The organism is Paracoccus sp. NBH48, from assembly GCF_015390265.1.
Taxonomy (GTDB): domain Bacteria; phylum Pseudomonadota; class Alphaproteobacteria; order Rhodobacterales; family Rhodobacteraceae; genus Paracoccus; species Paracoccus marcusii.
In genome coordinates this window covers 456,896-478,183 of sequence record NZ_VUOJ01000004.1, presented here as the reverse complement: position 1 = coordinate 478,183, position 21,288 = coordinate 456,896, and the positions used below count along the sequence as shown (strand labels likewise).

The window sequence follows — 21,288 nt, the reverse complement described above, 5'->3', positions numbered from 1 at the left end:
CAACCAAAGGATGAACGATGTAGTTTACCTGCGCCGACCGACAGTGCCCAGCCTTTGCGAAGACGGACATGCCATGCCCCGAATGATCCTGACCGATCCCGACACGCTGCAACCGCGGGCCATCGATTTCGACCGCGACACGGACTTTGAAACGCACGAAACGGTGGGTGGCCTGACCTCGCTCACGGTGCTGCATCGCAACCGCGCGACCACCTATCGGGTGGTCGAGACGGTCACGCAGATCCAGTTGCTGCGCAACGTCGCACTGCGCTGACGCCCGTGAGCCGCGGCCGCCGCGACGCTAGTGGCGCGGCATTCCGGCGGGACGGGCGGCGCGTTTCTGCGCGGCGATGCGGAACGGGGCATTGGGCGCGCCATAGCCCGCATAGTTGCCCTGCCGCTGGACGATCTCAAGGAAAAAGCCGTCGGCGCGCGGTTCGCTGTACAACTGGAAGAACTGTCCGTCCTCATCCTCGTCATACATGATCGATGCCGCCTGCATCCGGTCGACGAAGCCCTGATCCAGCCCGAACCGGGCCTGGATGTCGTCATAGTAGTTGGCGCCGATCCGCAGCGTGGCGAAACCGCGTTCCGCCAAGGCGGCGGCAGTGGCGAACAGGTCGTCGCTTGCAAAGGCCACATGCTGGACCGAGGCGCCGAAGCTGTCCTCGATGAAGCGGCCGGCCAGGGTGTGGCGCGCATCGGCCCCGTTCAGCGTCACCCGCAGCCCGCCCGACCGGACCGCCCGGCTGCGCACCAGCCCGTCGGGGTCCACGACATCGACCATGGGCGCCTTCTGCGCGTCGAAGATCGACGTATAGAACAGCGACCAGCTGAGCATCTCGTCATAGGCCATGGTCTGGCCGATATGATCGATCCCGGTGATCCCGGCCCCGGCCTGCGCGGGCGTCGCGCGGAAATCGACCTGCCAGATGCCCGCCAGGTCCGACGTGGCATCCAGCAGGCGGATCACGTTGCCGCTGACGCCCCGGATCGCGGGAATCGCCAGCTGTCCCGGCGGCGTCTCCTGGACCAGCGGCCGCGCCAGAAGCGCGGTCGCGCGCTGATACGCGGCGCGGGCATCGGGGACCATCAGCGCAATTTCCGACACGGTCGTCCCGTGGGTCACGTACGCGCTGTGGGCAAAGCCCGAGGGGTCGGAATTGACCAGCACGTTCACGCCGCCCTGACGCCAGACCGTCACCGGCTTGGAGACATGGCGCCCCCCTGCCGCAAAGCCAAGGCTGGACAGCAGCGTCTCCAGCCCGGGGGCCTCGGCCGCGCTGGTGGCGAATTCGATGTATTCGATCCGCTCGACCGGGGCCGGGGCGGGAAAGCGCGGCAGGTCGGGGGCGGCCGCCGGTTCGACACGCCGCACCTGATCCATCAGCGCGATCAGGCTGCGATGCCCGTCCTTGGCCACCATGCGCGGCAGGCCCGACCGGAACTGGTCGTTGAAGATCTCAAGGCTCAGCGGTCCGGCATAGCCCGTCGCCGCGACCGCCTGCATGAAGCTGGTCACGTCCAGATCACCCTCGCCCGGCATGTTGCGATAATGCCGCGACCAGTACAGCAGGTCCATGTCGATGGCCGGCGCATCGGCCAGCTGCACGAAGAAGATCCGGTCACCCGGAATGGCCCGGATGGAGGCCGGGTCGATCCGGCGCGCCAGCGTGTGGAAACTGTCCAGGATCAGGCCGACATTCGGGTGGTCGGCGCGGCGCACCACCTCCCAGGCGTCGCGGTGGTCGTTCACGAAGCGGCCCCAGCACAGCGCCTCGAAGCCCACGCGGATGCCGTGGCGGGCCGCCAGATCGCCCAGGTCGCGGAAATCGCGCGCCATGCGGTCGATGCCGCCGATGGCCGCCGGATGGACGGTCGAGCAGACCAGCATCAGGTCGGTGCCCAGCTGGTTCATCAGGTCGAACTTGCGTTCGGCCCGGGCCAGTGCGCGGCTGCGATGCGGTTCGGGCAGGCCCTCGAAGTCGCGGAAAGGCTGGAACAGTGTGATCTCCAGCCCGTGATCGCGGACCATGCGCCCGACCTCGGCCGGGGTGAAGTCCGAGGCCAAGAAATCCTGCTCGAAGATCTCGATGCCGTCGAACCCGGCCTCGGCGATGGCGGCCAGCTTGGCAGTCAGACTGCCCGACAGCGACACGGTGGCGATCGAGGTCTTCATGGCGCGTCCCGCCCGGCCGCAAGATCGTCGCGCAGGCGCGCCTCGTCCAAGGGCAGGCCGGTGAAGATGGCCCAGGCATCCACGCCCTGCCCCACGAACAGCTCGTATCCCGAGATGACGTCCAGACCCGCCGCCCCCGCATCGCGCAGGAACGGCGTGTCGACCGGGGTATAGACCGCGTCGAAGACCCATTCCGCCCCCGCCATCAGATCGGCGGGCAAGGGCGTGCCGCCATATCCGACCATGCCGACGGGGGTGCAGTTGATCAGCCCCTGCGCGCCGGGCGCCAGCGCCGCCGCATCGGTGCCGGTCCGCACGACCAGCCCCGGCGCGGCGCGGCGCAGCGCATCGGCCAGGCCGTCGGCCTTGGCCGCGTCGCGATCGGCCAGCCGGATCTCGGCCGCGCCAAGCGCGATCAGGCCGAAGGCCACCGCGCGCCCCACACCGCCCGCGCCGATCATCAGCACGGCCCCCGGCGCCCGTTCGCCCCGCACCCGCCGATAGGCCGCGACAAAGCCGGAATAGTCGGTGTTGAAGCCGCGCGGCCCCTCCGGGTTGAACAGCACCGTGTTGCAGGCCCCGATCGCCCTGACCAGCGGATCGTCGATGCGCAGCCGGCCCGCCACGACCTCCTTGTAGGGATAGGTGACGTTGATGCCGCGATAGCCCCCCGCCGCGCAACGGGCGAACAGGGCGTCGAAGTCCAGCCCCTCGACCGCGGGGATCAGGCTGTCATAGCGCACCCTGCGCCCGTTCTGCAGGCCTGCCAGACGGTGCAGGCGGGGCGACTGCGAGGCCGCGATGTTGTCGCCGATCAGGCCCAGCAGGATCGTGTCGGTCATGGTCAGGTCTTTCATTGCTCAGGCCTTGCGGGCGCGCCGCCGGGCCCACCACGGCGTGTTGGTGACAAGGATCATCACGACCGCAAGGAACAGGCACAGCGACAGCGGGCTGGTGAAGATGCCCATCATCATCGCGCCGAAATCCTCGCGCTCGCTGATGATGGCCCGGCGCCAGTTGTCGTCCAGAAGCCGCGACAGGATTACCCCCAGGATGATGGGCGCCAGCGGATAGCCGTAAAGCCGCATGAAATAGCCCAGCACGCCGAAGCCCAGCATCCAGTAGACATCCGTCAGGCTGTTGTTGACCGCATAGGCGCCGACGATCGACAGCACCATGATGACCGGCAGCAGGACCGTACGCGGCAGTTCGACGATGCGCACGAACAGGCGGATCCCGGTCAGGCCGAAGATCAGCATGAACACGTTGGCCAGCGCCAGCGAGCTGACGATGAACCAGAACATGTCGGGCTGTTCGATCATCAGCATCGGGCCGGGGTTCAGGCCGTGGATGAACAGCGCGCCGATCATGATCGCGGTGACCGCGTCGCCCGGAATGCCAAGCGTCAGCATGGGGATGAACGCCCCGCCCACGGCGGCGTTGTTGGCGGTCTCGGGGGCGACCAGCCCTTCGATGGCGCCCTTGCCGAAGGGGGTCTCGGGGTTGCGGGTGACGCGCTTGGCATGGTCATAGGCCATCAGCGCGGCGATGTCGCCGCCGGTGCCCGGCAGGGCCCCCACGACCGTGCCGATGGTCGAGGTCTGCAGGCCAAGCGGCAGGTGCCGACGCACCTTGGACCAGCTGGGGATGATGCCGGTGATCTTCTGACGCACGGCCGGGGTGTGGATGCTGTGCAGCTGGATCAGCGCCTCGGACACGCCGAAAAGGCCGATCATCACCGCCACGAACGAGATCCCTCCCCGCAGTTCCGAGATGCCGAAGACGAACCGGTCCTGGATGGTCAGCGGGTCCATGCCCACCGCGCCCACGCCGATGCCCAGGGCGCCCGCGAAGATGCCCTTGACCAGGCTGTCGCCCGACAGCGATCCGACCAGCAGGATGCCCATGATCGCCAGCAGCATGAAGTCGCGCGGCTGGAACCCGATGGCGAAATCCGACAGCAGCGGGGCAAAGGCGCCCAGGGCGAAGATGCCGATGAAGCCGCCGATGAACGAGACCACGGTCACGATGCCGATCGCCTCTCCGGCGCGGCCCTGCTGGGCCATGGGAAATCCGTCCAGCGCGGTGGCGATGGCCGATGGTGCGCCTGGGATGTTCAGCAGGATCGCGGTGCGCGACCCGCCGTAGACGCCGCCCATGTAGATGCCGATCATCAGCGCCAGCGCCGGATAGACCTCCCATGAAAAGGTGAACGAGATCAGGATCGACACAGCCATCGTCACCGACAGGCCGGGGATCGCGCCGACATAGATGCCCGCGAAGGTCCCCACGGCGATCAGCATCAGCAGGTCAAGATTGACGATCGGGATCAGCAGGTTCGACAGGATGTCCATGATGCGCCCTCAGAACAGCGACGTGATGGCAGAGACGATGCGTCCCTCGGGGATGATGCCCTGGGGCATCAGGACGGCGAAGATCAGGCGGAAGATGATCCAGATCACGAAGACGGTGCCCACCGACACCGCCAGGCAGAAACCCCATCCGCGCCGCGACAGAAAGCGGATCATCACCAGCAGGAACAGCACCGAGGTCGGCAGGAAACCAAGCGGCCGCAGCAGCACCGCATAGGCGGCGATCATCGCGATGGTCACGATCACGATCAGCGGCAGGATGTCGGCGGCCATGGTCTGCCCGCCGCCCGTGCCCTTGCGCAGCGTCTGGACCAGGATGATGATCGCGCAGACCGCCATGATCGCGGTGGTGGCCATCGGCACCGCGCCGGGGGCCGAAAGCGCCTCGAAGCCCGAGATGCCGTAGGCGGAATAGAGCAGGCCGAAGCTGGCCAGCATGACCGCGATGTTGAAGACAAGTTCGCCCGGACGACGTTTGGGGGTCGGTTCCATGGATGGGTCCCTCCGTCGGACCTGTGACTTGCGCGGACCTTGGGATGCCGCCCCGGTCGAACGGGGCGGCGGATGATCGGGCCGGATCAGGGACGGCTGATGCCGAAATCCTCGGGCGAGTTCTTGGCGATCTCGGCGTCGTACAGGATCCAGGCGGTCTGGCTCTGCCAGCCGTCCAGGAACTCCTGGGCTTCGGCGCCGGTCAGCGACAGCATGCGGAAGCCGCGTCCCTCCATCATCGACAGGAAGTCGGCGTTCTGCGTGGCCTGGCCATAGGCGTCGGTCAGCTTGGCCACGATGTCGTCGGGGGTGCCCGCCTTGACGAAGATGCCGAAGAACGGACCCCAGGGCAGCAGGTCGGCGAATTCCGGGTTCGTGTCGGTGATCGCCGGGACGTCGGGCAGCTGCGGCACGCCCTCGGTGTCGAAGATCGCGATGGCCTTGAGGTTGCCGGCCCGCACCGGCTCCAGCGCGGCGCCCAGCACGGCGGGCATCACGTCGATCGCCCCGCCCTGCAGCGCGGTCAGCGCCGGGCCGTCGCCGTCATAGGGCACGGCGGTCACCTCGATCGGGGTCTTGTCATTGATCATCGCCGTGACCACAGACGGCAGGCCGCCCGGCCCGGTCGAACCGAAACGGATCTCTCCCGGGTTCTCGTTGATATAGGCGATCATCTCGGGGAAGGTGTCGAAGGGCGCATCGGGCTGGGCGACCAGGATGGGGATGCCACGCGCGATGACGTTGATCGGCACGAAGTCCGAATAGTCCTTCTCTCCCAGGCCCATGACCTTGTAGAGCAGCGGGTTCTCGGCCCCGAACAGCAGGGTATAGCCGTCGGCATCTGCGCGGTCGGCCTGGTTCAGGCCGATGGCCCCGACCCCGCCGGTCACGTTCTGCAGGATCACCTTGGCGCCCAGGATCTCCTCGGCATGCGGCGTCACAGAACGGCTGACCGTGTCGGTCGACCCGCCGGCACCCCACTGGATGATGCCCTGGATGTCGCGTTCGGGGTATTCGGCCATCGCAGGCATCGCCAGACCCAGCACCACGGCCGCGCCGTAAACAAAATGTCGCATCGTTCCTCCCTCAGATCAGCGCCCATCCTCCTGGGCCGACGCCCATGCATCTCAGATCGCAGGGCTAACCGCAAATACCGATTGAACGCGGAACGTAACCTGACGTTAATCGGCGGGCTGGTCCCACCTCTCGCGTGCCCGCGCCCGGCCCAGTTCGCGGCGGAACAGGGTCACGGTCTGTTCGGCAAAGCTGGACAGCTGGCGCCCCCGTTTCTGTACCGACCAGGCGGTGATCGTCGCGGGTTCGACAAGCGGCCGGCGGACCAGCCCGGCCATGTACACCTCGGCCACCGAGAATTCGTCGATGACCGCGACACCCAGGCCGTGGCGCACCAGGCTGACGATGGTCTGGGCGAACCGCCCGCGCATCGCGTGACGCGGGGTCAGGCCGGCATCGTCGAAGGGCCGCGCCAGGGTCTGGCCATAGGGGTCGGACGGATCTACGCCGATGAACGGATACTGGACCAGATCGTGGATCGACACGGCCAGCTTCTGCGCCAGCACGTGCCCTTCGGGCATGATGGCCACGATCCGGCCCTCGCCGATGGGGGTGCACTGGATGCCGGGATTGTCCAGATGCGACGACATGATCACCACCTCGCCCTTTTCCAGCAGCAGATAGTCCAGCGTCTCCTCGATCTTGAGGATGTCCAGGTCGATGTCCAGATCGGGGAACCGCTGTCGTAGTCCGCGGATGACCCGCGCCGCGATGAACTGCGCGATCGAGGGCGCGGATGCGAAGGAGAGCGTGAACTGGTGCCCCTTCTGAAGCGCGCTGACCGCAACGTTCAGGTTGTCCATCTGCCGGTGGACCTGCTCCAGCATGGCAAAGATCGCATGCGCCTCGGTCGCGGGTACGAAGATCCCGGCCTTGCGTTCGAACAGCCGGATGCCAAGGCCGCTTTCGGTATGCTTGATCAGCCGGCTGATCCCAGGTGCGGACACGTTTAGCAGATCGGCGGCACCCTGGATCGTGCCGGCGATCATGACGGCGCGCACGACCTCGACCTGGCGCAGGGTAAGCTCTCTCATCGCTTATGCTTCGGGCGGAAAGGCGCGCATTGCAAGGTTCCGATCGCGCCCCGCGCCGGTCGCCCTCACGGCTGCAGCGACACGCTGATGGTGCCGTCGGCCTCCAGGATGACGAAGCGGACCTCGGCGATGTCGCGCGCCCCGGCCGACCGGACGACGCCCATGATCTCGTCCTCGGTCAGCCGCTGCTGGGTCATCGTGGCGCTGCAGAACCGGCCGTCGCGGGCCAGCAGGCTCGGCTCGGACCGGATCAGCCGGGCGAAGGTGGCGGAATGGACCGACCCATAGGTGACGATGAACTGCAGCAGCAGAAGAAGGCCGATCGCCGTGGCCCCTTCGGCCAGCGCGATGGATTCCTGCAGCAGGATGCTGGCCAGGATCGAGCCCAGGGCGACCGTCACCACAAAGTCAAAGGCGTTCAGCTTGGCAAGGCTGCGCTTGCCGGCGATGCGCAGAAAAGCCACCAGCACGACATAGGCCAAGGTGCCGACAAGCAGCGTGCGCACGATGCCTTCCCAGCCCTGAAAGAACATTGCGCCCCAATCCATCCGATCCCCTCCGTCATCACGTTGCAGGGTCCAACGTGGCGGGAACGGATCGGTTCGCCTTGGGCCCATGCCCATCGGACATCGGCCAGGGCCATGTGAACCCGGCCGGCCGGTCGGGGCGTTGTCCCGATGTCCCGTCCGAAACCCAAAGGCAGCATCCCCATGACCCGTCATTCGCCCGCGCAGGACCCCGAAAGCCTCGATCGGTTTGTCGCCGCGCAGGACCGCGCCTATGCCGTCGCGCTTTCCGAACTGGAGCGGGGCCGCAAGGAAAGCCATTGGATGTGGTTCATCTTTCCGCAGCTGCGCGGATTGGGACAGTCGGCGATGTCCCACCTGTACGGCATAGCGGACCGCGACGAGGCGCGGCGGTACGTGGCGCACCCGCTGCTTGGTCCGCGCCTGGTCGCCTGCGCGCAGGCCGTTCTGGCCCATGACGACCGGTCGGCCGAGGCGATCTTCGGCACCGTCGACGCGGGCAAGCTGCGGTCCTCGGCCACGCTGTTCGCCGCCGATGGCCCTGCGGTCTTCACGACGATTCTTGACACCTTCTTCGACGGTCGGCCCTGCCCCGTGACGGCGCGCCGCCTGCACGCCTAGTCACACGACCGCCTGACCCGACGGGCGCAGCAGGTGCAGGATGAAGACGCGCATGTTGGTGCGGGCGGCCTCGATGTCGGACGATCCGGGGTTCCAGCGGGCCAGATCGCCCAACAGCATCTTGCTGGCCACCCCATAGGCGAAGGTGTGCGCGACAGAAACGAAGGTCACCAGGTCCTGATCCCGCGCGATCAGGCCGGATGCCTGCGCCCGCTGCAGCAGCCTGATCATCAATTCGTGGATCGAGGCCTCATAGCGCATCAGGCGTTCGTTGCCCTCGAAATTGCCGGCGGGCATCGATCCGACGATCCGGAACTCGCGGGGATGGCGATGCGCCCATTCGACATAGCCGTTCGCGATGGCCAGGAACTGCGCGACCGGATCGTCGCGGCGGGCGGCCGCGACACAGTCGATCAGCGTCTGGTTCAGCACCATCATCGCGCTTTCTGCCATCGCGACCAGCAGGTGCTGGATGCTGGGGAAACAGCTGGTCGATCCGGTCCCGGCACACGCCCATGTGGTCGGCGATCTCCTGGATCGACGGCACCGCGCCGTTGCGCGCCGCAAGCTCTGTCAGCGCCTCGATGGCGTTCGCATAGACGTTGCCACGCAGGGTCGTCCCGGTCATCGCAGCCTCTGTGTCCTGTCCGTCATCGCAGCATCGCGAACCGCATTTGGTCTGCGCAACTGCAAGCAGAGTTGGCCGCATTTCGCAAGAGGCGGCAGCGGCATTCGCGACACCTGACCACCCGCCACCGACAGGACATCGACCCGCGACGGGCGTCCGTCAAGCGCCGACGAATTCGCGCACGAAGGCGGTGGCAGGGCGGGTGCGGATGTCCTGGGGCTTTCCGATCTGCTCGATCCGGCCCATGGACATGACGACGACCAGATCGGCCAGCGCCATCGCCTCGTCCTGGTCATGCGTGACGAAGACGGTGGTCAACCCGGTCTCGTCATGGATGTCGCGCAGGCCCTGGCGCAGCTCCTTGCGGACCTTGGCGTCCAGCGCGCCGAACGGCTCGTCCAAAAGCAGCATGCGCGGCTCGATCGCCAGGGCGCGGGCCAGGGCCACACGCTGGCGCTGCCCGCCCGACAGCTGCGTCGGATAGCGGTCGGCGATCTGGGGCAGCTGGATCAGGTCCAGCAGCTTCAGCACCCGCCGCTCGATCTCGCCCTTGGGGGGGCGACTGGCGCGGGGTCGGGCGCGCAGGCCATAGGCGATGTTCTCGAACACCGTCATGTGGCGGAACAGGGCATAGGACTGGAACACGAAGCCCGCGCGTCGGTCCTGGACGGTCATGCCGGTGGCGTCCTGGCCGTTGAACAGCACCCGCCCCGAGGTCGGGAACTCCAGCCCGCCCAGGATGCGCAAGAGCGTCGTCTTGCCCGAACCCGATGGCCCCAGAAGCGCCACCAGCGCCCCCGAGGGGATGGACAGCGACACCGGATGCAACGCGGTGGTGGTCCCGAATTCCTTGGCGATCTCGTCGATCTGGATATGCATGGGTTGTCCTTCCCTAATGGCGGCGGGTGGCCGACAACGCGTCGGCATGGCGCAGTTCCAGCGCGGTCTTGAGCATCAGCGTCAGCAGCGCGAACCCCGTCAGCAGCGCCGCCATGGAAAAGGCCGCGACCGACAGGTATTCGTTGTAGAACATCTCGATGGTGATCGGCATGGTCGCGGTCTGGCCGCGGATCTTGCCTGACACGACCGCGACCGCACCGAATTCGCCCATCGCGCGGGCGGTGCACAAAAGCGTACCATAGAGGAGCGCCCACCGGATGTTGGGCAGCGTCACCGTGCGGAACACCCGCCAGCCCGATGCGCCAAGCGTCAGCGCGGCCTCCTCCTCGGCACGGCCCTGCTCGATCATTACGGGGATCAGCTCGCGCGCGACAAAGGGGAAGGTCACGAAGACCGTGGCCAGCACGATCCCCGGAACGGCAAAGACGATCAGGTATCCGCTGGCCACCAGCCAGCCGCCGATGGCCGAATTGGCCCCGAACAGCAGCACGATGCACAGGCCCGCCACGACCGGGCTGACGCTGAAGGGCAGGTCGATGAGGGTGATCAGGAAGGCCTTGCCGCGAAAGTCGAACTTGGTGACGAACCAGGCGGCGGCGATGCCGAAGACCGCGTTCAGCGGCACGGCGATGGCGGTGATCAGCAGGGTCAGGCGGATCGCGGATTGCGCGTCGCGGCTGGCCAGGCTTGCGACCGCGGCGGCCCAGCCCCGCGACAGGGCCTCGGCAAAGACGATGACCAGCGGGGCGCCGACAAGCAGGGCCAGGCCCCCCACCGCGACGGCGATCAGTGCCCACCGGGCGGCGGGCGATTCCTCGGTCGCGCGGCGGAAGGGGTGGGTGGCGTCAGACATGACCGATCCTCCGGCGTGACCAGATCTGGATGAGGTTGATCGCCAGCAGCATGGCGAAGCTGATGGCCAGCATCGCCAGGCCAATGGCGGCGGCGGCACCGTAATTGTACTCCTCCAACTGGATCACGATCAGCAGGGGGGCGATCTCGGTGCGCAGCGGGATGTTGCCCGCGATGAAGATGACCGACCCGTATTCGCCGACCGCACGCGCCAGCGACAGTGCGAACCCGGTCAGGGCGGCGGGCATCAGCATCGGCGCGATCACGTGGCGCAGGGTGTGCCAACGCGACGCGCCGAGCGTGGCGGAGGCCTCCTCCACCTCAGTCTCGATCTCCTCGATCACCGGCTGGACGGTGCGCGTCACGAAGGGCAGGCCCACGAAGACCAAGGCAAGCCAGATCCCCCATTGCGTATAGGCGATGCGCCAGCCCAGATCACCGGCCAGGCTGCCCAGCACCCCGTTCGGCGCATAAAGCGCGGTCAGCGCGATGCCCGCCACCGCGGTGGGCAGTGCGAAGGGCAGATCCACCGCCGCATCGATGATGCGCCGCCCCGGAAAGCGACAGCGCACCAGAACCCAGGCCAGGATCACCCCGAAGATCAGGTTGAAGCAGGCCGCCAGGAAGGACAGCCGGAAGGACAGCCACAGCGCCGCCCAGACCCGCTCGCGGTTAATCGTGTCCCACACGGCCGCCGGGCCGAAGGCCGCACCCTGCCAGAGCAGCGCGCCGATGGGCAGGAACACCACCAGCGTCAGCATGAACAGGGTGATCCCAGCCGACAGGCCGAGACCGGGCATCGCCGTGCGGCTGACGAGGGGTCGGCCGCTCATTTCGCCACGTAGATCTGGTCGAAGATGCCGCCGTCGCCGAAATGCTCGGGCTGTAGCTTGGCCCAACCACCCATCTCGTCGATGGTGACCAGCTCCAGCTTGGGGAAGCGGGCGACATCCGCGGGGTCGGCGGCGCTGGCGTCCCACGCGCGGTAATAGTGCTTGAAGGCCAAGGCCTGCCCTTCCGGGGTGTAAAGATAATCCAGATAGGCGCTGGCCAGGTCACGCTGCGCGTCGTCCGCGATGTTGCCATCGACCAAGGCCACCGGCGGTTCGGCCAGGATCGACAGGCTGGGCACGACGATGTCGAACTGATCCTCGCCCAGTTCGGCCAGCGCCAGATAGGCCTCGTTCTCCCAGGCCAGCAGCACGTCGCCGATGCCGCGCTGTGCAAAGGTCGTGGTCGCGCCCCGCGCGCCCGTGTCCAGGACCGGCACGTTGGCAAAGATCTGGCCCAGGAACTCGGCCGGGTCGCGGCCGTTCTTCTGGGCCCATGCCCAGGCCGCCAGATAGTTCCAGCGCGCACCGCCTGATGTCTTGGGGTTGGGCGTGATCACCTCGACCCCCTCGGCGGTCAGGTCGCCCCAATCCTGGATGCCCTTGGGATTGCCGTCGCGCACCAGGAACACGATGGTCGAGGTATAGGGGCTGGAATTGTGCGGCAGCCGCGACTGCCAGTCGGCCGGCAGCTTTCCGGCGGCGGCGATCTGGTCGATGTCGGAGGCCAGCGCCAACGTCACCACCTGCGCGTTCAGGCCGTCGATCACGGATCGTGCCTGCGCGCCCGACCCGCCGTGGCTGGTCTCGATGGTCGGGGCATCATGGCCCTGGGCCTGCCAATGGGCGGCAAAGGCCTGATTGACGTCGCGATAGAGCTCGCGCGTGGGGTCATAGCTGACGTTCAGCAGATCCTGCGCTTGGGCGGCGGGGGCCAGCAGCAGCAGCGACAGGATGGCGGGGCGGATGAACATGATGGTCCTCGTGATGGGATGGGTCAGATGCCGGTGGGCGTCAGGCGGCCGGTCGGCCACCAGCCCGGCGCGGAGCGCCGGGTCTGGGGGGCCGTGGCCGCGTCCGGGCCGGCGGTCTGCGCGGGGATGCTGACTGCGATCGGGGTCATGGGCCGTCCTGTCCGGGTCAGCGGGCGCTGGCGGGCAGCGGCTGGATGCGGGCATCCCACAGCCGGGCGTCGCGCCCGGCCAGCAGTTCGGCCGCGGCGCCGTGGGGGTCGCGGCTCAGCGCGACCAGGGCTGCGCCGTTCACGCGGTGCGGGCGGCCGGTGCGGCGGTCGATCAGCGTCACGGCGCACAGCGCCGGGCGGCCATGGGTCAGGGGGTGGGTCGAGGTCATCGGGTCATCCCTTTCGGTTCGGGCCAAGTGCGGCGCTACGATACCTTAATAACGACAGGGATACTCGTGTTTAGCAAAGGAAGAATCACGCCTAATTCGGTCGTGAAAAGAGATGATTATTCTCCGAAACCGCCGGATCGCGGTCGGCTCAGGCGGTCGCGCCGTCCTGCAGCACCGCCTGCGCCACGTCGGGCGTGCCCAACATGTCGGCCAGGCTGAGGGATTCGATCAGGATGAGATAGGACCAGAACACCTCCGAGAACACGCGACGCAGGCGGCAGCTGGCCTCGTCGGTGCAGTCCTCGCACCGCTGATAGGCACGCCGCGACAGGCACGGCAGGGGCGCGATCGGCCCGTCGATCAGCCGCAGCAGCTCCGAGATCGACACGTCCTCGGGGCGCTTGATCAGCGTGTACCCCCCCGACCGTCCACGGATCGAGGCCACGACACCGGCATTGCGCACCTCCAGCAGGATCTGCTCCAGGAACCGCTTGGGGGTGCCCGACCGCCTGGCAATGACTTCGATCGTCAGCGGCTCGGGACGCGGGCTGCGCGCCTCGTCGCCCAGAACTAGCAGGGCCTTCAGCGCGTATTTCATCTTTTGCGTGATCATGACCCTGCCCCGGATTGCGTTGCTGTCCACTGGATATAAGGCGGATCGCGCCCTGCGAAAAGAAAAGACGACCCAGCGGCGTGGTTTTTATTGGGCATGTCTGCGCCGGGATCATCCAGTCATGGCTAATAACGACAATCACGCTAGACTTTATATTCTATTGCGGCATGCTGGCGACGAAAGGAATCGCACGATGACCCAGATCCCGCCCCTGGACCTGATCGACCGCAAGATCGTCGCCACGCTGATGGCAGACGCCACCACCCCCATCGCGCAGATTGCCGACAGGGTGGGCCTGTCCCAGACCCCTTGCTGGAAGCGCATTCAGAAGCTGGAGGCGAACGGCGTGCTGACCGGGCGCGTGGCGCTGGCCGATCCGGCGATGCTGGGATTCGGCCTGACCGTCTTCGTCGGCATCGAGGCGCCAGACCAAGGCACGCAATGGCGCGCCGCCTTTGCCCGCGCCATCGACGCCCTGCCCGAGGTCATGGAAGCTTGGCGGATGGCCGGTGACATCGACTATCTACTGCGCGTGGCGGTGCCGGACATGGCCGCCTATGACCGCTTCTACAGGGCGCTGACCGACGCCGTGGCGATCAAGAACGTCACATCGCAATTCGCGATGGAACGGCTGCGCTACACCACCGCCTATCCCGTCAACACCCGCGACCGATAGAACCCTGTTCCCTTTTCGGGGGTGATCTTTGGAATCGCAATACACGACCATCCTTGTAGTCTTATGAGAGATAAAAGGAGAAATCCGATGACCAAGACCCTGATCGTCCCCGGCCTCGACGGCTCTCCTGCGCCGCACTGGCAGGACTGGTGGGCGCGCACCGACCCCAATGCGATGCTGCTGGACATGGGTGACACGGGCCGTCCCGTCCGCGAAGTCTGGGAGGCCACGCTGGCCGTCCACATCATGGCCCATCCCGACAGCATCCTGGTCGGCCATTCGCTTGGCGCGGTGACCATCGCGCATCTGCTGGCCCGCTGGCCGGGGCTGCGGGTGCGGGCCGCGCTGCTGGTCGCGCCTGCCGATCCGGCCACCTCGGACCGCACCCGCGGTTTCGGTGCCCTGCCGCGCGAACGGTTCGACGTGCCCGCGACGCTGGTGGCAAGCCGCAACGACCCGTGGATGGCTTTCGACCACAGCCGACAGCTGGCGGCGCATTGGGGCGCGGACCTGCACGACATCGGCCATGCGGGCCATGTCAATGCGGCATCGGGCTTTGGCCCCTGGCCCGCGGGCAAGGCGCTGCGCGACGACCTGCTGGCGCGCACCGCGCGACCCGGGGTCCTGCGGCGCCTGTTCGGCGCGCGCCCCGCCCCCCTGTCCCTGCCCGCCCGACGGCTGGCCTGACCCCCATCACCGGACCCGAGGTTGCCATGTTCGACATCCAGACCGAGGCCTATCTGCGCCGCACCCATCCCCGCGACACCGACCGTCCCGACCGCATCGTCCCCACGCTGGTCGGTGCCAGCCTGGTCCTGTGGGCGGGGCTGCTGATCGCCGCCCTCTAGGACCGCCCCCGCACCCAAGCGAAGGAGCCCGCCATGAAGACCATCCCCCTGGCCGACACGTCTGCGCCCCATGCGGCCCATCTGCCCCATGTCGTCATCATCGGTGGCGGCGCCAGCGGTGTCCTGTTGGCCGCCCATGTGCTGCGCGACCCGGCCACGCCCCTGCGTGTCACCGTGATCGAGGGGCGGCACATGCTGGGCTGCGGCGTGGCCTATTCGACCAGCGATCCGGGCCATCTGCTGAACACCCGCGTCGCCAACATGAGCGCCTTTCCCGACGATCCCGACCATTTCCGCCGCTGGCTGGCCGCGCGCGGAGACGGCGCGACGGGCGCCTGCTTCGTGGGCCGCGCGACCTATGGCGCCTACATGACCGATCTGCTGGCGCCGCTGTCGGCCGACGGGCGGCTGCGCTGTCTGCGCGCGACATGCATCCGGCTGGTCACCACGCGGGCCGGGGCCGCGGCGCATCTGGACGACGGCCAGGTCGTTCCCGCCGACCGGGCCGTGCTGGCCACCGGCCATGCCCTGCCCGGACCGGACCCGACAGGCCTGGTCCACGGCGCCTGGCAGCAGGCCGACCCCCCGCCCCAGGGCGGGCGCGTGGTCATCATCGGGTCCGGCCTGTCGATGGTGGACCAGGCCATCAGCCTGCTGTCCCACGGCCACCGCGGGGAAATCGTGGCCCTGTCACGTCGCGCCCAACTGCCGCGTGTGCATGCCACGGGCGCGCCCCTGTCGATCACCCGGGCCGAGGTGCCTTTGGGCGCCCCGGTCAGCTTTGTCCTGTCCTGGCTGCGCGATCTTGCCGCCAGGGCCGAGGCGCAGGGCGGCACCTGGCGCGACGCGGTCGACGGCGTCCGCCCGCACCTGTCGGCCCTGTGGCGTGCCATGTCCGTGGCGGACCGCGCCCGCTTCCTGCGCCACGCCGCCCCCTGGTGGGAGGTGCACCGCCACCGCCTGCCCCCGGAAAGCGCGGCCATCCTGCATCGCGCGCTGGACAGCGGCCAGATGCGGCAGCTGGCGGGCCGCTTCGACGGGGCCAGCCGGGACGGCGCGATCCTGCGCGCGCATTGGCGCCCGCGCGGGGCCAATCGTATCCGGACGCTGGATGCGGCGCGGATCGTCGACTGCCGCGGCATCCGCCGCGACCCGCGGGCCAACGCGACGCCGCTGGTCGCCGACCTGCTGGCCACCGGCCGCGCCCGCATCGATCCCGTGCGGATCGGTCTGGATGTCGCGGCCGACTGCGCCCTGATCGGCGCCGACGGCCGCCCGGACCCCCGCATCCGCGTCATCGGCCCGGCATCGCGCGCAGCGTTCTGGGAGATCACCGCCATCCCCGACATCCGCGACCAGGCCCAAACGCTGGCCGTTGCGCTGATCCGCGACGTGGCCCCGCACCAGCAAGCGGCCACAGCGGCACCCTGAAACCGATGGCAGAGCCGGTCGCCCTGCGGCATCGACTGCTCAGGGGGTAGGCCCTCGTATCGGACCTATCGTTTGTGGGTCTGCAAGGGCGAACCTGTCGGCAGGTGACTGGCCGTTTTGCACGGCATGGACAAAGGCAGATCGTGGTGCCGTACCGCCAAGTCACGACAGACAAAGCCACAAGATGCTTGGCTTGAGGAAGCGTCCGAACCGCCAGTTGTGCCGTGCTCCGCGATAGACGGGGAAAAGCGGGCTCGATCGCGCAGCGTACCAGATGACGGTGCAGCCAAAGGCATTGCGTGCCGCGATGACAGCACCGAACCTTGCAACAGACAGTGTAAAGACCGCCGGTGGACCGCAATCGCGGTAGCAGCATCCCCGAACACTTCCGCGCGCGGGGCTGTCAATGAGTTCCAGGCTTGCAGGCCGACGCGGGTCGCCGTCGGCCATGTCCATTGTCACCGCAGTATTGCACCAGCATGCACCATCGCGACCGTCGCTGATCCTGCTTTAGGTCCGCGTCCCGTCTGTCGCCAGGCGCGTCAGCACGTCCAGCATCGCATTGTCCGGCCCGACCTGCCGGCGCGTCAGGCCGACCGCGCCGGTCAGGAACCCTGCATCGGTCGGCCACTGGATCAGCGCGCCTCGGTCCAGCTCGTCCCCGACCACGCCTTGCGAGATGAACCACAGCGCGTCCGATGCCGCAAGGATGCCCCGACCCACCGCCAGCGCCGCGGTCTCGAACGCGGGATGCAGCCCGGCCAGGTTGCGGGCCTGCAAGTAGTCGTCGACCGCCCGGCGGATCAGCGCGTCCTGCGGCGGCAGGATCACCGGACAGGCCGACAGGACGTCACGCACCGGCTGCCCCCAGCACGGATGCCCGGCGCGGGACACCAGCGCGACCTGATCCTCGTAGAGGTGATCGAAGCGCAGGCCCGCCATGTCGGCGGCGGCCGGCATGCGCCCGATCATCAGGTCGATCCCGCCCTCGCGCAGCAGGCGGATCAGATGCGGATGCGGCCCCGTCTCGACCGACAGGGTCACATGCGGATGCATCTCGCGAAAGCGCAGCGCCACGCGCGGGAACAGCCGCGTGGCCGCCGTGGGCAGGATGCCCACCCGCAATCGGTCCGTCCCCGCGACCGGATGCAGCGCGGCGACCCCGCTCTCCAGCATCTGCAGCGCAGCGGCGGCATGGGTGCGCAGCAGCGTGCCCGCATCGGTCAGCACCAGCCGCCGCCGCTCGCGCCGGAACAGCGGCACCTGCAGCAGGGCCTCCAGCTCTGCCAGGGTGCGGCTCAGCGCGGGCTGGGTGATGCCCTGCGCCCGCGCCGCCGCGGTCAGGCTGCCGCGGGCCGCGATGTCCAGAAAGACCCGCAGATGGCGCAGCTTGATGCCGGGATGCATAATCATATGGGCATCCTTTGCTGCCGATTTTGAATTATCGGCGATCCTGCCCCCATGTTACGTTATGGACAGGAGGAGTATCCATGCAAATCTTGTCCCGCCCCTATGGCGCGCTGCACTATCGGCTGGACGGGCCAACGGGCGCGCCGGTGGTGCTGATGGCCAATTCGCTTGGCACGGATCTGCGCCTGTGGGAGGCGGTCCTGCCGCTGCTGCCGCAGGGGCTGCGCTATCTGCGCTATGACAAGCAGGGGCACGGGCTGTCCGATCTGGGCGCCGCAGACCGCATCGCCGACCACGCCGCCGACGCAGCCGCGCTGATCGAGGCCGTGGCCCCCGGCCCGGTGGTCGTGCTGGGCCTGTCCATCGGCGGACTGATCGCGCAGCGCCTGGCGGCCGACCGGCCCGATCTGGTCCGCGCGCTGATCCTGTCCAACACCGCCGCGCGTCTTGGCACGCCCGACAGCTGGCAGACCCGGATCGAGGCGGTGGAACGGGACGGCATGGCCGGTATCGCGGATGCGGTGATGGAACGCTGGTTCGCGCCCGCCTTCCGCGCGACGCCCGCGCTGGCACCCTGGCGCAACATGCTGGCCCGCACGCCTGCCGCGGGCTATGTCGCCGCCTGCCGGGCGCTGGCCGGGGCCGATCAACGGCAGGCCAGCGCGGCACTGCGCCTGCCCACGATGGTGATCGCGGGCGAGGCCGACGGCGCATCGCCCCCCGACATGGTGCGCGCCACCGCCGACCTGATCCCCGGCGCGACCTTCCACCTGATCCCCGGCGCCGGCCACCTGCCCTGCGTCGAGACGCCCGACGGCCACGCCGCGCTGATGACCCCCTTTCTGGAAAGACATGCCGCATGACCGAATTGTCAGACACCGGCCTTGCCACCCGCAGACGCGTGCTGGGACCGGCCCATGTCGCCCGCGCGCAGGCCGCGCAGACGCCCTTCGACGCACCGTTCCAGGCGCTGATCACCGATGCGGCCTGGGGCCATGTCTGGTCGCGCGGCACGATTCCGCTGCGCGAGCGGTCGATGATGACCATCGCCCTGCTGGCGGGCCTCGGCAACGACGGCGAACTGGCCCTGCACCTGCGGTCCATCCCGAACACCGGCACCAGCCGCGACGACGTGATGGAGGCGCTGCTGCACGTCGCCATCTATGCCGGCGTCCCGCGCGCCAATCACGCCATCGCCCTGGCCCGCCGCATCTTTGCCGAAGCCGATGCCGAAGGAGGACAGGCATGACGCTCTATCAACGCGACCGCACCTGGCATCCGCCCGCGCTGGCCCCCGACTACAAGACCTCGGTCGCGCGGTCGCCGCGACAGGCGATGCTGTCGATCGAGGGCACCGTGTCGGAACTGACCGGCCCCCGCTTCGGTCACGGGGCCATCACCCCGCTGGATGGCGACTTGATCGCGAACTATGCCAAGGACGGCGATCCGGTGGGCGAACGCATCATCGTCCACGGACGCGTCCTGGACGAGAACGGCCGCCCCGTCCCCCGCACCCTGGTCGAGATCTGGCAGGCCAATGCCGGCGGCCGATACCGCCACAAGAAGGATGGCTACCTGGCCCCGATCGACCCGAATTTCGGCGGCTGCGGGCGGGTTCTGACCGACGATCAGGGCCATTACGCCTTTCGGACCATCAAGCCCGGCGCCTATCCGTGGCGCAACTGGGTCAACAACTGGCGGCCCGCGCATATCCACCTGTCGGTCTTCGGCACGGCCTTTGCGCAGCGCCTGATCACCCAGATGTATTTCGAGGGCGACCCGTTGATCGCGCATTGCCCGATCGTGCAGGCGATCCCCGATCCCCGCGCCATCGACGCGCTGATCGCCCCGCTGGACCTGAACCAGGCGGTGCCGCTGGACTGTCTGGCCTATCGGTTCGACATCGTGCTGCGCGGGCGGCGGTCGACCTTCTTCGAGAACCGGCCGGAGGGAAACTGACATGCCGCAGCCGTTGAACTACCTCAAGGAGACCCCGTCCCAGACCGCCGGACCCTATGTCCATATCGGGCTGGCCCCGCGGGCGGCAGGATTCGACATCTATGACACCGAACTGGGCTTTGACCCCATGCCCGACGACGTGCCCGGCCCGCGCATCCGCGTCACCGGCTGCGTCTTCGACGGCATGGGCGCACCGGTCCGGGACGTGCTGATCGAGGTCTGGCAGGCCGACGCGGCCGGGTTGTACCCCGATCAGCCGGGGGCCGCAGCGGGGTTCCGGCACTGGGCGCGCGTGGTGCCCGATTTCGACACCGGGCAGTTCACGCTGGACACCGTCCTGCCCGGCGCGGTGCCGGGGCCGCGGGGCCGCATGCAGGCGCCGCACCTGTCGCTGTGGCTGGTCGCGCGGGGCATCAACACCGGACTGCAGACGCGGATGTATTTCGCCGATCAGGACAACGCCGCCGACCCGGTGCTGTCCCTGATCGAACAGCCGCATCGCCGCGACACCCTGATCGCCCGTGGCGCCGACGGCCACTATCACTTCGACATTCACCTGCAAGGTGACAAGGAAACGGTATTTCTCGATGTCTGACCCCTGCATCATCTGCGTGGCCATCACCGGCAGCCTTCCGACCAAGGCCGACAACCCGGCCGTTCCCGTGACCATCGCCGAACAGGTGGAATCGACCCACGAGGCCTTCGAGGCGGGCGCCGCCATCGTTCACGCCCATGTCCGCGACGACGAGGGCAAGCCCACCAGCGATCCCGACCGCTTTGCCCGCCTGCTGGAGGGGGTCCGCCGGCATTGCCCCGGCATGATCGTGCAGTTGTCCACCGGCGGGCGGTCGGGCGCGGGCCGCGACCGGGGCGGCATGCTGCCGCTGCGGCCGGACATGGCCAGCCTGTCGGTCGGGTCGAACAACTTTCCGACCCGCGTCTATGAAAACAGCCCCGACCTGGTGGACTGGCTGGCATCGCAGATGGCCACCCACGGCGTCATGCCCGAAATCGAGGCCTTCGATCTGTCCCACATCCTGCAGGCCCATGCGATGTGGCAGGACGGACGACTGACCACCCGGCCCTATGTGCAGTTCGTGATGGGCGTCAAGAATGCCATGCCGGTCGACCGCAACGTGTTCGACTACTACATCGCCACGGTCCGGCGGCTGTTCGGCACGAATGCGCCCTGGTGCGCGGCGGGGATCGGCCCGAACCAGATCGTCCTGAACGAATGGGCCGTGGCATCGGGCGGTCACGCCCGCACGGGCCTGGAGGACAACGTGCGCCTGGACCGCACGCGCCTGGCACCGTCCAACGCGGCGCTGGTGCGGCGGGTGGTGGACCTGTGCGACCGCTATCGCCGACCGGTGGCGACATGGCAGCAGGCCCGCGCGATTTTGAACCTGCCCGAGACCGTTTCATGACACAGGTACATGTCACGACGGGGCGTAAGTCGCCCCTGCCACCGCCGACCCACGGCCCGCAC

28 protein-coding genes are annotated in these 21,288 nt (G+C 68.2%); 12 read left to right on the top strand and 16 right to left on the bottom strand.

The features are described 5' to 3' along the window. Positions 1 to 73 precede the first annotated feature (73 nt). Positions 74 to 274 carry a hypothetical protein gene (locus F1642_RS09215; RefSeq protein WP_127897629.1) on the top strand — a complete coding sequence of 67 codons (201 nt, stop codon included), beginning with the start codon at positions 74 to 76 and terminating at the stop codon, positions 272 to 274. A gap of 27 nt (positions 275 to 301) precedes the next feature. On the opposite strand, the gene F1642_RS09210 is transcribed toward F1642_RS09215, so the two are convergent. The 7 genes from F1642_RS09210 to F1642_RS09180 all read right to left on the bottom strand — a co-directional run bounded on the left by F1642_RS09210 (position 302) and on the right by F1642_RS09180 (position 7,699). Further along, complete coding sequence (locus F1642_RS09210) at positions 302 to 2,179, bottom strand: bifunctional sugar phosphate isomerase/epimerase/4-hydroxyphenylpyruvate dioxygenase family protein (RefSeq protein ID WP_194886061.1); 1,878 nt, start codon at positions 2,177 to 2,179, stop codon at positions 302 to 304. Next, positions 2,176 to 3,036, bottom strand: coding sequence for a shikimate dehydrogenase (locus F1642_RS09205; RefSeq protein ID WP_194886060.1), 861 nt, complete (start codon positions 3,034 to 3,036; stop codon positions 2,176 to 2,178). Before F1642_RS09205 ends, F1642_RS09210 begins: the two co-directional genes overlap by 4 nt. A gap of 3 nt (positions 3,037 to 3,039) precedes the next feature. Then, positions 3,040 to 4,533 (bottom strand): tripartite tricarboxylate transporter permease, encoded by a 1,494-nt coding sequence (locus F1642_RS09200; RefSeq protein ID WP_046000622.1) that lies wholly within the window; start codon positions 4,531 to 4,533, stop codon positions 3,040 to 3,042. 9 nt (positions 4,534 to 4,542) lie between these two features. Further along, a complete protein-coding gene (locus tag F1642_RS09195) occupies positions 4,543 to 5,043 on the bottom strand; it encodes a tripartite tricarboxylate transporter TctB family protein (protein ID WP_045982583.1) in 501 nt (166 codons plus the stop codon). 86 nt (positions 5,044 to 5,129) lie between these two features. Next, a complete protein-coding gene (locus F1642_RS09190) occupies positions 5,130 to 6,119 on the bottom strand; it encodes a tripartite tricarboxylate transporter substrate binding protein (protein ID WP_194886059.1) in 990 nt (329 codons plus the stop codon). Between the two features lie 105 nt (positions 6,120 to 6,224). Further along, a complete protein-coding gene (locus F1642_RS09185) occupies positions 6,225 to 7,151 on the bottom strand; it encodes a LysR family transcriptional regulator (RefSeq protein WP_194886058.1) in 927 nt (308 codons plus the stop codon). 65 nt (positions 7,152 to 7,216) lie between these two features. Then, a complete protein-coding gene (locus tag F1642_RS09180; RefSeq protein WP_052715252.1) occupies positions 7,217 to 7,699 on the bottom strand; it encodes a DUF421 domain-containing protein in 483 nt (160 codons plus the stop codon). Positions 7,700 to 7,861: 162 nt separating this feature from the next. On the opposite strand from F1642_RS09180, the gene F1642_RS09175 reads away from it, so the two are divergent. Next, positions 7,862 to 8,299 (top strand): DUF1810 domain-containing protein, encoded by a 438-nt coding sequence (locus F1642_RS09175; protein WP_194886057.1) that lies wholly within the window; start codon positions 7,862 to 7,864, stop codon positions 8,297 to 8,299. On the opposite strand, the gene F1642_RS09170 is transcribed toward F1642_RS09175, so the two are convergent. Further along, the gene (locus tag F1642_RS09170) at positions 8,300 to 8,752 is read right to left on the bottom strand and encodes a TetR-like C-terminal domain-containing protein (RefSeq protein ID WP_194886056.1); all 453 of its coding nucleotides are present in this window, start codon (positions 8,750 to 8,752) and stop codon (positions 8,300 to 8,302) included. 19 nt (positions 8,753 to 8,771) lie between these two features. On the opposite strand from F1642_RS09170, the gene F1642_RS09165 reads away from it, so the two are divergent. Continuing rightward, positions 8,772 to 9,044 carry a hypothetical protein gene (locus F1642_RS09165; protein WP_194886055.1) on the top strand — a complete coding sequence of 91 codons (273 nt, stop codon included), beginning with the start codon at positions 8,772 to 8,774 and terminating at the stop codon, positions 9,042 to 9,044. Positions 9,045 to 9,086: 42 nt separating this feature from the next. Here F1642_RS09165 and F1642_RS09160 read toward each other — a convergent pair whose 3' ends face one another. From F1642_RS09160 to F1642_RS09135, 7 genes are all read right to left on the bottom strand, one after another. Next, complete coding sequence (locus F1642_RS09160) at positions 9,087 to 9,806, bottom strand: sulfate/molybdate ABC transporter ATP-binding protein (RefSeq protein WP_194886054.1); 720 nt, start codon at positions 9,804 to 9,806, stop codon at positions 9,087 to 9,089. A 13-nt stretch (positions 9,807 to 9,819) separates the two neighbouring features. Beyond that, positions 9,820 to 10,680, bottom strand: coding sequence for a sulfate ABC transporter permease subunit CysW (cysW, locus tag F1642_RS09155; protein WP_194886053.1), 861 nt, complete (start codon positions 10,678 to 10,680; stop codon positions 9,820 to 9,822). After that, positions 10,673 to 11,512 carry a sulfate ABC transporter permease subunit CysT gene (gene cysT, locus F1642_RS09150; protein ID WP_194886052.1) on the bottom strand — a complete coding sequence of 280 codons (840 nt, stop codon included), beginning with the start codon at positions 11,510 to 11,512 and terminating at the stop codon, positions 10,673 to 10,675. Before cysT ends, cysW begins: the two co-directional genes overlap by 8 nt. Further along, positions 11,509 to 12,483 (bottom strand): sulfate ABC transporter substrate-binding protein, encoded by a 975-nt coding sequence (locus tag F1642_RS09145; protein WP_194886051.1) that lies wholly within the window; start codon positions 12,481 to 12,483, stop codon positions 11,509 to 11,511. The genes cysT and F1642_RS09145 overlap by 4 nt, the downstream gene beginning before the upstream one ends. Before the next feature lie 23 nt (positions 12,484 to 12,506). Next, positions 12,507 to 12,632, bottom strand: coding sequence for a hypothetical protein (locus tag F1642_RS15800; RefSeq protein ID WP_255522322.1), 126 nt, complete (start codon positions 12,630 to 12,632; stop codon positions 12,507 to 12,509). A gap of 17 nt (positions 12,633 to 12,649) precedes the next feature. Next, entirely contained in the window at positions 12,650 to 12,862 is a 213-nt protein-coding gene (locus F1642_RS09140) for a hypothetical protein (RefSeq protein WP_194886050.1), read from the bottom strand. A 148-nt stretch (positions 12,863 to 13,010) separates the two neighbouring features. Further along, on the bottom strand, positions 13,011 to 13,475 hold the full coding sequence (locus tag F1642_RS09135) for an Rrf2 family transcriptional regulator (protein WP_045983366.1): 465 nt from the start codon (positions 13,473 to 13,475) through the stop codon (positions 13,011 to 13,013). A gap of 193 nt (positions 13,476 to 13,668) precedes the next feature. Between F1642_RS09135 and F1642_RS09130 the strand changes: the two genes are divergently transcribed. From F1642_RS09130 to F1642_RS09120, 4 genes are all read left to right on the top strand, one after another. After that, complete coding sequence (locus F1642_RS09130; protein ID WP_194886049.1) at positions 13,669 to 14,151, top strand: Lrp/AsnC family transcriptional regulator; 483 nt, start codon at positions 13,669 to 13,671, stop codon at positions 14,149 to 14,151. 87 nt (positions 14,152 to 14,238) lie between these two features. Further along, a complete protein-coding gene (locus tag F1642_RS09125) occupies positions 14,239 to 14,838 on the top strand; it encodes an alpha/beta hydrolase (protein WP_127897616.1) in 600 nt (199 codons plus the stop codon). Positions 14,839 to 14,864: 26 nt separating this feature from the next. Next, positions 14,865 to 14,999, top strand: coding sequence for a hypothetical protein (locus tag F1642_RS15795; RefSeq protein ID WP_255352874.1), 135 nt, complete (start codon positions 14,865 to 14,867; stop codon positions 14,997 to 14,999). Between the two features lie 33 nt (positions 15,000 to 15,032). Then, on the top strand, positions 15,033 to 16,430 hold the full coding sequence (locus tag F1642_RS09120; protein ID WP_194886048.1) for an FAD/NAD(P)-binding protein: 1,398 nt from the start codon (positions 15,033 to 15,035) through the stop codon (positions 16,428 to 16,430). A gap of 510 nt (positions 16,431 to 16,940) precedes the next feature. Here the strand turns inward: F1642_RS09120 and F1642_RS09115 are convergent. Further along, positions 16,941 to 17,843 carry a LysR substrate-binding domain-containing protein gene (locus F1642_RS09115; protein ID WP_046000612.1) on the bottom strand — a complete coding sequence of 301 codons (903 nt, stop codon included), beginning with the start codon at positions 17,841 to 17,843 and terminating at the stop codon, positions 16,941 to 16,943. A gap of 77 nt (positions 17,844 to 17,920) precedes the next feature. On the opposite strand from F1642_RS09115, the gene pcaD reads away from it, so the two are divergent. The 5 genes from pcaD to F1642_RS09090 are packed head-to-tail and all read left to right on the top strand — an operon-like array spanning position 17,921 to position 21,226. Then, the gene (gene pcaD, locus F1642_RS09110) at positions 17,921 to 18,703 is read left to right on the top strand and encodes a 3-oxoadipate enol-lactonase (protein WP_194886047.1); all 783 of its coding nucleotides are present in this window, start codon (positions 17,921 to 17,923) and stop codon (positions 18,701 to 18,703) included. Beyond that, the gene (gene pcaC / locus F1642_RS09105) at positions 18,700 to 19,089 is read left to right on the top strand and encodes a 4-carboxymuconolactone decarboxylase (protein ID WP_173403393.1); all 390 of its coding nucleotides are present in this window, start codon (positions 18,700 to 18,702) and stop codon (positions 19,087 to 19,089) included. The genes pcaD and pcaC overlap by 4 nt, the downstream gene beginning before the upstream one ends. Then, the gene (pcaH, locus tag F1642_RS09100) at positions 19,086 to 19,799 is read left to right on the top strand and encodes a protocatechuate 3,4-dioxygenase subunit beta (RefSeq protein WP_148911111.1); all 714 of its coding nucleotides are present in this window, start codon (positions 19,086 to 19,088) and stop codon (positions 19,797 to 19,799) included. Before pcaC ends, pcaH begins: the two co-directional genes overlap by 4 nt. A 1-nt stretch (position 19,800) precedes the next feature. Beyond that, positions 19,801 to 20,394, top strand: a complete 594-nt coding sequence (gene pcaG / locus F1642_RS09095) for a protocatechuate 3,4-dioxygenase subunit alpha (RefSeq protein ID WP_194886046.1) — start codon at positions 19,801 to 19,803, stop codon at positions 20,392 to 20,394. Continuing rightward, entirely contained in the window at positions 20,387 to 21,226 is an 840-nt protein-coding gene (locus tag F1642_RS09090; protein WP_194886045.1) for a 3-keto-5-aminohexanoate cleavage protein, read from the top strand. The genes pcaG and F1642_RS09090 overlap by 8 nt, the downstream gene beginning before the upstream one ends. Positions 21,227 to 21,288 lie beyond the last annotated feature (62 nt).